The sequence below is a fragment of the Inquilinus sp. NPDC058860 genome, from assembly GCF_042743185.1.
Lineage (GTDB): Bacteria > Pseudomonadota > Alphaproteobacteria > DSM-16000 > Inquilinaceae > Inquilinus.
In genome coordinates this window covers 78453-92227 of the sequence record NZ_JBHYMS010000011.1, presented here as the reverse complement: position 1 = coordinate 92227, position 13775 = coordinate 78453, and the positions used below count along the sequence as shown (strand labels likewise).

The following is a 13775-nucleotide window of genomic DNA, read 5'->3' as shown; positions in this document are numbered from 1 at the left end:
AAATCAGTGGATATGCACGTATGTGACAAACCTTCGAGTCTTGCACTCATCGTTCAGCCCCTGCCTGCAAACTGGAAGCGCTCCAGCGAGGAGGTCAGCTGCGCGAGCTCTTCCGGAGGAATGTCGCGGGTGACCGCCCGCTGAGCCCGATGCCAGCCCTCTCCGGCATTGGCGAGGATGTCCTCGCCGGCTTCCGTCAGGGTGATGCGCCGCGCCCGCGCGTCGTGCTCGTCGGTGGACACGCGCAGAAGTTCGCGCCGGGACAGCGGTTTCAGATTCTTGGTCAGGGTCGTGCGGTCCATCCCGAGCGCCTCCGCCAATTCCCCCATCGTCGGGGACCGAAGATGCCTGAGCGCGACGAGGACGGAGAACTGCCAGTTGTTGATCCCGAGCGACCGGAACGCTTCGTCGAAACGACGGCCGATGATCCGCCCCGCCCGCTGGATGCGCTGGCACAGGCAGGTGCGGACGATGAGGGCGACGGTTTCGTCGTCGAGGGTCTGCGGAGGGAACATGCCGCTTTAAATAGGTGCATATGAACCTATTGTCAAGTGGCGTGGCCATGCCGATGAGCGTGCGCATCGTCGACGATTTCTCTTGCTTATTTGTTCTTCTTTTGTTCTAATGCAGGAATGGTCGATGCTGCGATCAAAGCCGAAAGTCCGCTAGGGGGGCTACAATTAATTTAGAGCGGCTGGAATTGTTTTGAGCGACGGAGGACGGCTGAAACCCTCGGGTTGCGAGGATACTCCTTAAAAAATCGTCTCAACGACGAGACGCGCAAAAATGAGAATTTCTGATCAGGGGATGGCATCAAACCTGTTGGAAAATCGCGGCTTTTAAGCCAATCCTCTCGCGGCATGGGAGAGGATGACTCGCCTTCAACTCCATTGGTGACGTTTGCCGGCCGTGGAGGTGCCTTCAAATCGGAGGCCAGTCGACCCGGCTAGCGCGAACCGATCACAGCCGCGAGAGGCTGGTCGATTCCCATTGCTGATATTCCGAGGGACTCTAGGTCGCCCCGAACCGGACGGTCCGGCCGACCCCGAAGCGACTTCTGGCGACGGCAAGGTCTGTCCCAGGAGGCAAGGCCTAATCTCACTTGCCAAGAGTAGTCAGATAGGACAAGTTTAAACTGATTATGATGATCAGTTGTGTTTCACGATCGCTGGTTGTTGTTGACGTAAAATATTCGATCACGAAGCCGCCGGGAAAGCCCTGCGGTTCGGGCGGGGGAATAATGAGACCATGGCGGGGCTCTAGGCCCATTCAGTTCAGTGCCGATTTTTGCACCCTCCTAGGCATTGGCTGTGAGCAATGAAACGCAAGCGAACTTCAGAGTCCGCGCGCCGGCCTCAGCGCAAGATCACCTTGGCGTACCAGACTCCACTCGGACAGATGTTTCGTGGCAGAATTGAAGATGCCATCGACAGTGACCGCTTCGCCGTGATCAAGGGTAGGGTCAATCTCATCGTAACGTCGCCTCCCTTTCCCTTGGTTCGGAAGAAGAGATACGGCAACGAGACGGGAGAAGCGTATCTCGCGTGGTTAGAATCGCTCGCATCGCCCCTGAGTGATCTTCTGACAGAAGATGGCTCAATCGTCATCGAGATTGGAAATGCTTGGGAAGAAGGCTTTCCAATCATGTCAACGCTTCCATTGGAAGCACTCCTAGCGTTTAAGCGAGCGGCAAAGCTGAACTTATGTCAACATGTTATTTGCCATAATCCAGCGCGCCTTCCGAGTCCTGCGGCATGGGTAAATCTGAAGCGAGCCCGGCTCAAGGATTCCTTTACACACGTTTGGTGGATGTCGCGGGCGACATTTCCAAAGGCCGACAATCGGAATGTACTCAACCCGTACAGCGCCGATATGAAGAAGTTATTAAAGTCGCAAAAATACAATTCAGGAATACGACCGTCTGGCCACAAGATATCAGAGAAGGGATTCTTGTCTGATCATGGCGGTGCCATTAGCCCAAATGTATTGGACCTCAGTGGTGAGCATTTTCCAGAATCACTTTTGAAATACACCGGTACACAGTGGGATGCAAAATACCGGGAGTATTGTAGGACGCTCAATTTATCTGCGCATCCGGCGCGCATGCAATCTTCACTGTCAGCCTTTTTTATAAAATTTCTGACCGCTGAGGGAGATCTCGTACTCGATCCCTTTGCAGGGTCCAATACGACCGGTTCCGTTGCGGAGGGACTTGGCAGGCGCTGGATCGGCGTCGAAGCACAGGCGGAGTATGTGGATGGCTCTCGCGGACGCTTTGAACAGTTCCGTAGGCTTCTGGAGGAGGGCAGCGCACCTGACGAGGCTAGCAATCGTGCAGTGGAAATAGTCAAAAGCCAATGAAGCCACTCGCGCCATGACCCCGACACCCAATCACACCAAGCCAGGCTTTGTGGGGGACCTGGCGGCATCGGAGTTCCTGACAGAATACAGGTCGCTGAAGGACAATCCGATTGGTAGCTTCTACCGCAGATGTTTGCGAGAATCGATCCTGTATAGGCGAGCGGTAGGCTATTTCAGATCGTCGGTATTTCTGGTTATTGGATCAAGTATTGTGGAATTCGCCCGTCGAGGCGGAACGATTAGGCTAATATGTTCTCCGGAGCTTGACCCCGACGACATTGACTCAATCGCTCTCGGATATGCTCGTCGTAGTGAGCGCATCGCCGAGACGATCGTCGACCAATTTGATTCACTTTTGGCTGACCCAAGAACTGCTCAACCCGCTCGGGTGCTGGCAACTCTCATAGCCACCGGGACCTTAGAAGTGAAGCTCGCCATGCGAGCCGACAGAAAGGGACTCTATCACGAAAAGATTGGAATATTCGGGGACGGGTATGGCAATTGCGTGAGCTTCAAGGGCTCGGCAAACGAAACTTGGTCCGGCTGGGACGGTGATGGCAACTTCGAGTCGATCGAAGTGTTCTGCAGCTGGCGAGGCGGACTCGAGGCCGAGCGGGTGAGGCGACATGAGGTGCATTTCGAGAGCCTCTGGTCGGAGGAAGACCCCGACGTCGAGGTATTTCCGTTCCCTACGAGCGCGGTCGCGCACCTCAAGAAAGCTGCATTCGCGAGGCTAGATCACGTGGAAATAGAACAGCTTCCGCTTCCTAAGCGACGATCAGCCCTACCGCACCAAAGCGCAGCGATTCAAGCTTGGGCAGGTCAAGGTTACCGAGGCATCTTCCAGCACGCTACTGGCAGCGGCAAGACGTACACGGCGATCCTTGCCATAAGGGAGCACGCCGCCCGAGGACTGCCGACTCTTATCCTCGTCCCAAGCCGCTTGCTTCTTGAGCAATGGGCTGAGGAGGTTCGCGACGAATTGCCAAACGCGGCGTTGCTGCTGGCGGGCGGCGGTCACGATCGCTGGCGAAGACCGCGCAGGTTAAGGGGGATGACCGATCGTGATCCTTCCTTGGGTTCTCGGGTCGTCTTAGCGACGATGCAGACGGCTTCCATGGCGGAGTTCATTTCCAATGTAGTTTCCGGCGACCACCTTCTCGTCGTAGCTGATGAGGTCCATCAGATTGGCAGTCCACAAAACTCCAGCGTCCTGACAATCGAGGCTGGGCGTCGACTCGGGCTCAGCGCCACTCCCAAGCGATATGGGGACCCTGACGGGACTGCGAGAATAATGGAGTACTTCGGCACCGTTGTCCCGCCACCCATCACACTGATAGACGCAATTCGATCTGGCCGCCTGGTACCCTACGAGTATTACCCACATCCCATCAGCTTGACCGCCGACGAGGCGGCCCAATGGACCGATATCTCGATCACAATAAAAAGAGAGATTGCAAAGCAGAATCCCGACAAATTCGGTAATCGTGCTCTGAGTGAGAAAGCGAAGCTGCTACTCATTAAGCGCGCGAGAATTGCAAAGAAGGCGCATGCAAAGCTTCGACTGGCGATCGATATTCTAAGGACTTGCTTTGAAGGAGGGCAGAGCTGGCTGGTCTATTGCGAGGACGCGGCCCAATTGGATGAAGTTCGGGACGGTCTGCGCAGCATAGGGTTGGATCCGGTCGAGTATCACTCCGGAATGGACGGAAGCCGAGACGCGACGATGTCGTGGTTCCGGTCATTCGGAGGCGTTCTGGTGTCAATCAGGTGCCTGGACGAGGGAGTGGACATTCCTGCGGTCTCTCATGCTCTCATCCTTGCCTCATCGCAGAATCCACGACAGTTCATCCAGCGCCGCGGCCGCGTGTTACGGCGCTCTGGCGGTAAGCAGATCGCAGTGATCCACGATGCAATTGTCGTCCCGACCTCGGAAGCGGACGACTCTGATCAGCTCGGCCTCTTAAGAGGTGAGCTGGTCCGCTCTGTCGAGTTCGCGAGCAATGCAATTAACCGCGATGCAGCTGCGGAGCTTCGCGGAATAGCAATTCGCATGGGCATGGATCCGGGATCCATACCAGACGAGGGGATGGAAGACGAATGAGCGGAAATGAAGTTGATATGGCGCTACAGACTTTAATCTCTGCAATGGCAGAAGTAGCGCCGAGCCTGGACTCAGAGTTGGTGCGCCAATGCTATCTAATACAAAAGAAATATCAATTTAGCGATGATCGCGCGGCGTCGATGGGTGCGATGGAGAGGCTCATAGATGCGCTAGTCACGCAAAAACCTGTAGACGCCTGAGGCAGCCGACATGAAACTCATCAGATTAACAGCAACAAATTTCATGCCCTATAAGGGTGATGTGATCATCGATTTTCCAATGGACGAAAATCGTAACGTCATGATTATTTTTGGTGACAATATGAGAGGCAAGACCAGCCTGCTCAATGCCCTTCGATGGGGCTTCTATGGTCAGGCCGTTGGTCGTCACTCGCGCCCGATCCCGATTCAGGACATCGTTAATAGAGACGCGGCCAATGAGGACGATTGGCGGGTCCAGGTGTTCATTCAGTTCGAGGCGAACGGGCGCTCATACGATCTTCGCCGCACAGCGACGCGTCGGCAAAGCGTTGCGAGGCCTTCGCGCCCGGAAGACTTCCAGACCACGGTCCTGCTGAACCGAGATGGAACGCCGATGAGCGGCGACCAAGTGGAGCCCGAGATTGATCAGATTGCTCCGGAGCAAGTTTCGCGCTTCTTCCTATTCGACGGCGAATTGCTTCAGGAATATGAGAGCCTTCTGATAGAGGGGAGCGAACAGGGCCGCCGGATCAAGGACGCAATTGAACAGGTGTTAGGAGTGCCGGCCCTAATCCATGGGCGGGACGAACTGGGTGCGATCCTAAAGGCCGCGACGAAGCGGCAGAGTAGCGACATAGCCCACGTCCAAGGCCTGGAGAAGCAGGCCGAAAGGACGCTGGACCTGACCGCGCGGCAGGATGCGCTGGAACGCGATTTGGATAGGCTTCAGGCTAGGTGCGCCAATGTCCGCTCCGAGCGCGACAGGCTCGACGACGAACTGGAGGCGGCCGCGAACGTGCTCGCTTCCAAGTCGAAGCTCGATGCCCTCATTTCGCAACGACGCACGTTGGAGGAACTCCAGCGCAAGAAAGCCACGGATCGTCAGACGCTCCTTGGGCTAGCCTGGCAGGATCTCCTCGACACCAGGCTGCAGGTCAAGAGGACACAGCTCCAGCGACGGCAGAACGAACTGGCGCAAAGCTTGCGGCAACAAGGCCGGCTTCAAACTAAAATCGACGATTTGGACCGCCTCCTCAAGACGAGCGTGTGCCCCACCTGCGGTCAAGAGCTTGGCGAGGACCGTCGCATTAGAATGGGTGCCTCGCTCGGGGAAATGCAAGCCGAGCTTCGTCGTATGGACGATGATACCGATGACATGCAGGCGGTTTCAGCGCAGATCGCTTCACTTGCTAAAATTCGAGGTGTGAACGCCCGTGATCGAATAGCCGATATCGATTCGGAGTTCAAAAGGATGGAAGTGGAGCTTCAGCGAGCGGAAAATGAAATCGAACGATTGAACGACGAAATCGCGGGACATGATACTGCTGAATTGGCACGTAAGCGCGCTTTGCAGCAGAGTGCTTTAATTGAAGAAGGGCGCATTCAGACATCAATAGCGTCCACTCGTAAGGACATTGAGAAGACCAAGGAGGATCTTGCAGTTTCGCAGAAGGCAATCGAGAGCCTCGCGCCTGCACGATCGAAGAAAAGCACCTTGAAGGTTTCTATTGCAACCGATCTTGAGAAAACCTTTGCCACAAGTATTGAGCGCTTGCGTGACCGGCTTCGCTCTAGGGTAGAACAACTAGCGACTCTCGCCTTTCGGGAGATGACCACCCAAAAGGGCTATCGGGGTCTCGAGATTAACTCCAACTATGGCCTGACGATTATAGATGATACTGGTCGCAAGGTGCCTCTCCGAAGCGCGGGCGCTGAACAAATCGTCGCGCTCTCATTGATTGACGGACTTAATCGCACCGGACGTGCAGTAGGTCCAGTCGTCATGGATACCCCATTTGGGCGTCTAGACCTGCAGCATCGAGATAACATTCTAAAATACCTCCCCACCGTGACAAGCCAATTCGTGCTGCTGGTTCACAGCGGAGAAGTCAGGCCAGAGACCGATCTGGCCACCATCAAGCCACGCGTGGGCGCGGTTTACACGATTCGAGAAGTAACGCCAACACAGTCGAGGATTGAAAGGACGGCGCTGTGACCTCAGACTTAATCACGGTCGGCCTATCCGACGCCGCGAATGACAAATTAGATGAATTGAAGGAGCGAGAGATATTCGCAGAGAAGATGGACGGGTACAGATTTGGCGTTGGCCTCGCGCTGGCTCATGGAGTCATTCCGCCGGAATTTGCGAAGCGGGTGACATTATTCAATGTTGGCTCGCTGGACCCCGACCAGACACTGCGACGGGCCGTCGAGGCGCTCATGCAGGATCAACTTACAGACACCACAGTCTATCGGCTGGTGGAGCGCCTTGCCGATTGGGGAGTCAACGAGCTCTACGCGCAGGCCACGCAGGGGCACATCGATTTTGTCGCGATCTTCGATAAATTGTCCGAGAAAGCAACCTGACAATGACGACGCTGAGAGCATTTCTGATGCTCCGGGCGCCGACAGGTGAGTGGGCGGTTAGCGTCCATCGTGATCTGAAGACGTTGCTGGAGGCCTGGGCATCGCGAGACAATGCCGAACTCGCCACTGGCGTTCTGCACGTGGGCTTCGACCGTCCACCATCCCGTGCGTTCGACGATCTCGTTTGCAATCGTTCTGGCCGCCTACTGCTCACAGGCGCTGCAAAATATGCACTCCCAAGCGGGTTCTTATCAACCGATCTCCCGATCGGATTCATCGAAGGGATGCCGGTTTATCTGGGCAGACAGGGTTGGGGATACGTGCTCGATGACGAGGAAGTGCAGCCTCCAAGTCCGCAGCAACCAACTCAGGAAGCGGAAGGCTGGGTCCGAGATTTCCTTGAGGTCACACCGGAAGCTGCTGCCGAACTTGAGTCGGTCGGAATTTTCGACGAATTGTCTTATTGGTCCCGAGAGACTGAGCTTGACCGACGTCTTCGTACATCCATCGGTGTATATCGATTTGAGGAATTCATCGGATCTGGGCGCGCCGATCCCTGTGAATTCGCGAGAGCAGCTCCGCCGTGGCTTGCAGATCGTCCATTCGAGTCGTTGGAACTAACCGTTCGTATCTCCAATGTCTTCTCAGGATTGAAGATCACCCGCATAAGGGATCTCGAGACGTTTACGCTCAAGCAGCTTCTCGACGTTCCGAACTTCGGACGACGATCGGTCAGTGATCTGGTCGAATCTCTTGAGCACGCCCTTGCCGAGGGGCCGTTCAGCATCGACGACCGAGTGAGCGATGCTTCTGAAAGCAGTCTTCTGGTCAGTGTCCGTCAGTCGCTAACCAAATACGAAGAAAGGGAACGTGAAGTCCTGCGGCGGAGGATGGGTCTCGATACCCCTGCGCAAACGCTACAGCAGATCGGAGAGGTTTATGGCGTTACACGTGAGCGGGTTCGACAAATAGAATCGAAGATTCTCAAGCGGCTCCTTCGCGAAGAATTCTGGGACGATCTATTGTCGAAGAAGCTTATGTCACTTCTACAGAATCGCGAAGTTCCTCTACCCTTGTTGGGAGTCGAGGCGGCTGACGCGTGGTTCACGGGGATTTCTCAATTTCCCGAGACGTTTAGATACATTCTCTCCAACATTTGCAAGGGCAGCGCCGAGATTGTTGCGGTCGACGGGGTCGAGTATCTGGCATTTCTCTCGCAGGCAAGGTGGGAGGGAAGCATTGGTGAGGCTAGTCGCCTATTGCAAAGTGGAGTTGGTGAGAGTTGGAGTCAGCCTCACTGTCGCGCTCTTGTCGATGCTTTACTCCCGCGAGGGGCCCGCGAATTCAAGGATCTACTCTGGGAAAAATCATCCCGTTACTGCCATTTTGTCGTCGATGAGCGGGGCGATTTGATCCTCCGCAGCTACGGTAGAGGTGCTGAGCATGTGGTCGAGGCAGTCTTGCAGGCAGCCAATCATCCGCTCCACTTCACAGAAATTGCCGAACTCGCCTCCGCTAGAGCTGGCAGGGATATTGATGTACGTCGCGCCCACAATGCCGCAGCAGCAGTCGGTTTTCTACTCGGACGGGGCACCTATGGGGTTGACCGTCATCTACGGCTGGGGAACGGTGACGTCGAGCGCCTAGGAGATGAGGCAGAGGATGTAGTGGCTGGGGGTTCGCCGGGCCGTCAGTGGCACGCGAGCGAGATCCTGAATGCATTGATCGAGCGGTCGTCTGGATTGGCCCTTCGCACGGACAAGTACGTGATCGATGTGGCCCTCCAGCGCTCTGGAGGCCTGCGTCGGCTGGGACGCATGGTATGGGCGCAACCAAATCCCGACGATGGCGCCGTCGCTCGGGCAAATTTGAGACAGGCGATCATTGCTGTCGTGCAGCAGTCCGGCCGACCTCTACGGACAAGCGAAATCAAGCAGCGGCTCGTTGCACTGAGAGGGGTGAACGAAATATTTCAAGTCGTTGCTGCGGATCCTTTGCTTCGAATTGGTCCAGGACTTTGGGGACTTAATGACCGGGACATTGCTGTAAAGCGAGATGATCAACCCCATCTGCTGAATCACCTTTCTGAGATCCTTTCGATGCGAGGCGTCGCGTTTCACGTCTCCGAGATTTTGGATGCGCTGGAGGGGAGAGTTCCTCCCGAAATGACAGCGGAGATGGTGTGTAGCCTCGCGGCCGTGGACCCACGAATGCGTGTAAATTCGGCACAATATCTGTTCCTTGAGGATTGGGGCGGACCACGACGGATGAGCGTGAGCGACGCGGTTACAGCAATTCTCATTGGAGCGAACGTGCCGCTTTCACTGGACGATATTGTTGCTGACGTTGAGAAGACGATTCTCAGACCCTGCGAGCGATCGACAGTATCGAACTGCCTGAGAGCGCTTGGAGCGACCTTTGATGCCGAATCGGCTCGATGGTCGCGAGGCGTGTCTCCTGACGAGGATGTCGAGGATGAAGATGCATTTGCTGCGTGAGAAGATCTCCACGGCCGAAGAGCATGTCACCAGAGACCGTTCTCGCGAGGGCGTCACGGCGAAGGGCATGCCCGCGACCCCAGATGTCTGTAATGCGGATTTCGTCTCCAAAGCGGCTTCTTGCGTGCCGAGATCGCTCCGTCTCACCGTAACCGACCGGGTACTTGGGGTTTGGGTTTCGTCCGATACTGAGGCACCGGCGTGATGGCCGATATTGGCGTTCGTCGGCCCGGCAAAACTGGCCTTGTCACGTCAGGCGGTAGGATACCTGACGCCAAAAGACGCTGGATTTATCTCACTTCATGCCACGATTTCCGCTATCCGGGAAAGTGGCGGTCGCGTTGACGCGGCCGCCTTGGCCATTGACCTACTCTCAGACGGGCCGTTCAGCAAATTACTCTCGCCGCCTATTCGGCATCGCGATGATCGCGCTGCTGGCACCGGCCTCGAACCGTGAGGCATAGTTCAGCAGCATGGCACGACCGCCACCCTATCGGCCCGGCCCGTCGTCGACGGATTTGGTCCGCTTCGCGCCACCCTTGGCGTCGATCTCTGTCGCAATCCGGGACAGGAATTCCTCCGCGGTTTCGCTGTCGTCTGCTCCATTGGCCGGCCAGATTGTGCGTGTGACGGAACGATCGGATGCTCCCTCGACCGGGCTCGGCCGCATCTCGCGCCAACTGATCTCCACATTGGACAGCCGCTCCATCAACAGCGATCGCCCAGGGAACCGACGCTTCAACAGACGCAGCGGGCGCAGGCGCCGCTCGACCAGGGCCAAGGCCTCCCGCTGGAACGCGATGAAGAGTGCGTCCGCGACCACCGCGTGCAACTCGCCGTTGACGGTTGCGATGCGCCGCTCGGCGTCGTCGCACTCGGCCTGCGCACGCTGCCTTTCCTCCTCCAACAGGGCGATATCCTGCCGGGCGTCGTCAATCAGAGCCTGCTGGACGGTATTGTGATCGCGCCGGCGCTGAACCTCGGCAGGGTCAGGGCCAGCCGCCGTGCCGCTGAGCAGCGACGCGAGCCGACCGATCGGCCGTGGGTCATGCAGCGGGAGCTTGCCGGCTTCCGCCGACACAACCATCGCCGCCAGTTCCTCCAGGCGCCGGTCGACCAGGCCGATATGGTCCTTCGCCTCGGCCCGCTGTGCCTCGACGGCGCGCCGGCGTTCCAGTATGGCGCGGATCTCGTCCAGCGCGCCGGAATCCGTGATCAGATCGCCGCTGGAGCGGATGTCTTCTGCCATGTCTTCTCTCCATGCAGGCCGGGCCATGCCCGGCGAGTGTGATTTCGTAGGAGGGGCGAGGAGCGGTCTCGGGGAGCCTGCGGCACCCATCCCCGCACCCGGCCGATGTTCGGCCGTCCTGTCCCCGTTAGCCCCCCGTTAGCGGCGACGCTGGACGGGAGGCCTCGCAATCGCTGGGCCGCCAACGCTTCGACCCGCCCTGATTGCGGACACGACGGACCCATTGTTCCGATGTCTGCAGGTCCCTCGCGCACTCGGCGGTTCCGCCCGGATGCGCCAGGATGTTGCGCATCTTCGAGCCGACACCACCGCGGAGCGGCACGTACTGGCGCGTGCCGCCCCAGCGTTCGGAGACGGCACCGGCCGCCGGCATCCCGATCAACCGTGCCAGCGCGCTGGCGTCGGTCAGCCGCTCACGGAGGGGGATATCGATCGTCCGGCCGCCCCTGGCTTCGGAGAGGGCCGCCGCCTCTTGCACGAAGCCGGCGCGCGCAAGCTCGTACAGGATGCCCGGGAACCATTCCGGCGTGATCGGCCGCTCATCCATGGACGGCTGTCAATCGGCGCACAAGATTGGCTCTGACTCAATTTTGATGGGATTGAGGAGTCTGCTGATGTTGGTTTCACGAGGGGAATCAACACCATGCGAGATGCTCTCCGGCCATCCGACCTTGTGCCGCGCGGCTTCGTGGTGGATGATGCCGTCTACGATGCCGCGGGCCTGCTGATCACCGTCCGCGCGGTGAACAAGGCGAGTGCCTGCCCGGAATGCGGGTCGATCTGCACGCGGGTCCACAGCCGATATCGCCGGCGTCTGGCCGACCTGCCCATGGCCGGCAAACCGGTCCGGCTGGTGGTGCAGGCGCGGCGGTTCCACTGTGACGCGGTGCTGTGCGGGCGCCGGATCTTCACCGAACGGTTCGACGCGGCCGTGCTGGCGCCGTGGGGACGACGGACCGCCCGGCTCGATCACATCATCCGCCATCTCGGGCTCGCGCTGGGTGGCCGGCCGGCGGCGAATCTGGCGCGAAGGCTGAGGCTGCCGGTCAGCAATGACACGCTGCTGCGCGTCGTGCGCCGACACGGCGGCTCACGCTTTATCCCGCCGACCGTGATCGGGATCGACGACTGGGCATGGCGGCGCAACCAGCGCTACGGGACCATCATCTGCGACCTGGAACGGCGCAAGACCATTGCCCTGCTGCCTGACCGCGAGCCGGCGACGGCGCAGGCCTGGCTCTCGGACCAGCCGCAGATCGCCGTCGTCGCCCGCGACCGCGGTGGCGGCTACGCCGTGGCCACGGCCAAGGCGCTGCCGCAGGCCACCCAGGTCGCCGACCGTTGGCACCTGATGGAGAACGCCAGCCGGGCCTTCCTCGACGCGGTGCGCAAATCCATGCGGCAGATCCGCACCGCAATCGGCGCCGCCACGATCGATCCGGACCTGCTCACCGCCGCCGAGCGGATCCAATATGAGGGGTACCTTCGCCGCGAGGACACCAACGCCGCCATTCTCGGACTGGCCAAGGATGGCGTCACGATCAAGGAGATCGTGCGCCGCACCGGGCACAGCCGCAATCTGGTCCGCAGGGTGCTGCGTGGCCAGCGCTCCGACGTCTTTCGCGTCCGGGAAAGCTCGCTCGAGCTCTATCTGCCATGGCTCGACACCCAGTGGGCGGCCGGTCAATGCAACGGCGCCGAGCTGTGGCGGCGCCTCAAAGCCCAAGGCTTCCGCGGCTGCCTTCGGGTCGTGGCCGAGTGGGCCGCCCGCCGCCGCCGGGCGGAGCAGGTCGACGGCAATGCCCTGAGCCGCGCTCCCTCGGCGCGCACCATCGCGCGCTTCATGACCATCGGCCGTGACAGCCTCTCCAAATCCGAGACCGTCACCGTCGCGGCGATCGAAAGCAGCGTGCCGAAGCTGGTCGAGGCGCGGAGCATCATCGCCGCCTTCCAAAGCATGATCCGCAAGAAGTCGCTGGTCGATCTCGAGCCTTGGCTGGAACAGGCCCGCTCCAGCCTGGTCGATGCCTTCGCCCGCGGCGTCACAAAGGACCAGGCGGCGGTCAGCGCCGCAATCACCTCTCCCTGGTCCAACGGCCAGACCGAGGGCCAGATCACCAAGCTCAAACTCGTGAAGCGCCAGATGTACGGCCGCGGCAAGATCGATCTGCTTCAGGCTCGCGTCATCGGCGCCACGTAATCGAGCTCCATCAAAACTGCGTCAGAGCCAAATTTGCATGCCGAAACACAGACGGCGGCACCCCAGCGAGTGAACGGCTCCATTCCGATCGTGGCGCGGACGCGACGCACCCACTCCTCAGATGCGCCGGTCTCCTGGGCGATCTCGCGTGGGCGTAAGCCTCTGTCCAGGGCGTGAACGATCCGCGCCTTGAGATGGCCTCGGTCAGCACCGCGTGCGAAGTAGAGGTGCGACGGGCCGAAGGCTTCGGCTAGGACGCGCGCGGCCTCATATCCGATCAGCCTGGCGAGCGGAGATGTCGGACGCAGATGGCCCACGCCGGGGACGTAGCGCTTCAGGCCACCCCATTTCTGGGCCAGTCGTTCGGCTTCGGCCCTAAATCCCGCTTCGATCAGCGGCATGTAGACCGCGCCGACGTATCCCCGGAGACCGATGCTGCTTTCTCTGTTCATGAAGGACCGCATCCTCGTTCAAGATCTGTCCCAATAGTTTGGGGGAGAGCGGCGATAGATAATTGACCCAACGGTTGGGCCAGATGCCGAACCGGTTTCGGGATTGGCGTGTCGTTGGATTTGTACTCAGATTGTCTTGCGTGACCGAAGCTGCGGTGACGTGATTAGGGAATCTTCGCCCCTTGGGCGCCCGATCCGGGGCGGGTCGGGCGCCCTTTTCTCAAAGTCAATTCAGCGCTATATGGCCGGTGGCTGCCACGACTGAGCCGCACCGTCCGGCATCGTTAAGGCGTGGGGTCGATCAGGGGACGGGTGCCTGGTCAGCCGTCGCGATCGGGTCGCCC

The 13775-nt window shown here is 59.0% G+C and carries 11 protein-coding genes; 7 read left to right on the top strand and 4 right to left on the bottom strand.

Annotated features, from left to right (window positions below; genetic code table 11):
* Window positions 1-53: 53 nt before the first annotated feature.
* Entirely contained in the window at window positions 54-515 is a 462-nt protein-coding gene (locus ACFW16_RS10150) for a MarR family winged helix-turn-helix transcriptional regulator (protein ID WP_380304412.1), read from the bottom strand.
* Between the two features lie 856 nt (window positions 516-1371).
* On the opposite strand from ACFW16_RS10150, the gene ACFW16_RS10145 reads away from it, so the two are divergent.
* Genes ACFW16_RS10145 through ACFW16_RS10120 form a run of 6 tightly spaced genes read left to right on the top strand, consistent with a single transcriptional unit; the run spans window position 1372 to window position 9530 of the window.
* Window positions 1372-2361 (top strand): DNA-methyltransferase, encoded by a 990-nt coding sequence (locus tag ACFW16_RS10145; protein WP_380304410.1) that lies wholly within the window; start codon window positions 1372-1374, stop codon window positions 2359-2361.
* Window positions 2362-2374: 13 nt separating this feature from the next.
* Window positions 2375-4465, top strand: a complete 2091-nt coding sequence (locus ACFW16_RS10140; protein ID WP_380304408.1) for a DEAD/DEAH box helicase family protein — start codon at window positions 2375-2377, stop codon at window positions 4463-4465.
* Window positions 4462-4665, top strand: a complete 204-nt coding sequence (locus ACFW16_RS10135) for a hypothetical protein (protein ID WP_380304406.1) — start codon at window positions 4462-4464, stop codon at window positions 4663-4665. Before ACFW16_RS10140 ends, ACFW16_RS10135 begins: the two co-directional genes overlap by 4 nt.
* Before the next feature lie 10 nt (window positions 4666-4675).
* Window positions 4676-6661, top strand: a complete 1986-nt coding sequence (locus tag ACFW16_RS10130) for an AAA family ATPase (RefSeq protein ID WP_380304404.1) — start codon at window positions 4676-4678, stop codon at window positions 6659-6661.
* A complete protein-coding gene (locus ACFW16_RS10125; protein ID WP_380304402.1) occupies window positions 6658-7032 on the top strand; it encodes a hypothetical protein in 375 nt (124 codons plus the stop codon). The genes ACFW16_RS10130 and ACFW16_RS10125 overlap by 4 nt, the downstream gene beginning before the upstream one ends.
* A gap of 2 nt (window positions 7033-7034) precedes the next feature.
* Complete coding sequence (locus ACFW16_RS10120; protein ID WP_380304400.1) at window positions 7035-9530, top strand: sigma factor-like helix-turn-helix DNA-binding protein; 2496 nt, start codon at window positions 7035-7037, stop codon at window positions 9528-9530.
* 490 nt (window positions 9531-10020) lie between these two features.
* Here ACFW16_RS10120 and ACFW16_RS10115 read toward each other — a convergent pair whose 3' ends face one another.
* Window positions 10021-10779 carry a hypothetical protein gene (locus tag ACFW16_RS10115; RefSeq protein WP_380304398.1) on the bottom strand — a complete coding sequence of 253 codons (759 nt, stop codon included), beginning with the start codon at window positions 10777-10779 and terminating at the stop codon, window positions 10021-10023.
* A gap of 127 nt (window positions 10780-10906) precedes the next feature.
* Window positions 10907-11326, bottom strand: a complete 420-nt coding sequence (locus ACFW16_RS10110) for a hypothetical protein (RefSeq protein WP_380304396.1) — start codon at window positions 11324-11326, stop codon at window positions 10907-10909.
* 96 nt (window positions 11327-11422) lie between these two features.
* Between ACFW16_RS10110 and ACFW16_RS10105 the strand changes: the two genes are divergently transcribed.
* The gene (locus ACFW16_RS10105; RefSeq protein ID WP_380304394.1) at window positions 11423-12979 is read left to right on the top strand and encodes an ISL3 family transposase; all 1557 of its coding nucleotides are present in this window, start codon (window positions 11423-11425) and stop codon (window positions 12977-12979) included.
* Here the strand turns inward: ACFW16_RS10105 and ACFW16_RS10100 are convergent.
* A complete protein-coding gene (locus tag ACFW16_RS10100; RefSeq protein ID WP_380304393.1) occupies window positions 12952-13431 on the bottom strand; it encodes a hypothetical protein in 480 nt (159 codons plus the stop codon). The genes ACFW16_RS10105 and ACFW16_RS10100 overlap by 28 nt on opposite strands.
* Window positions 13432-13775: the final 344 nt, after the last annotated feature.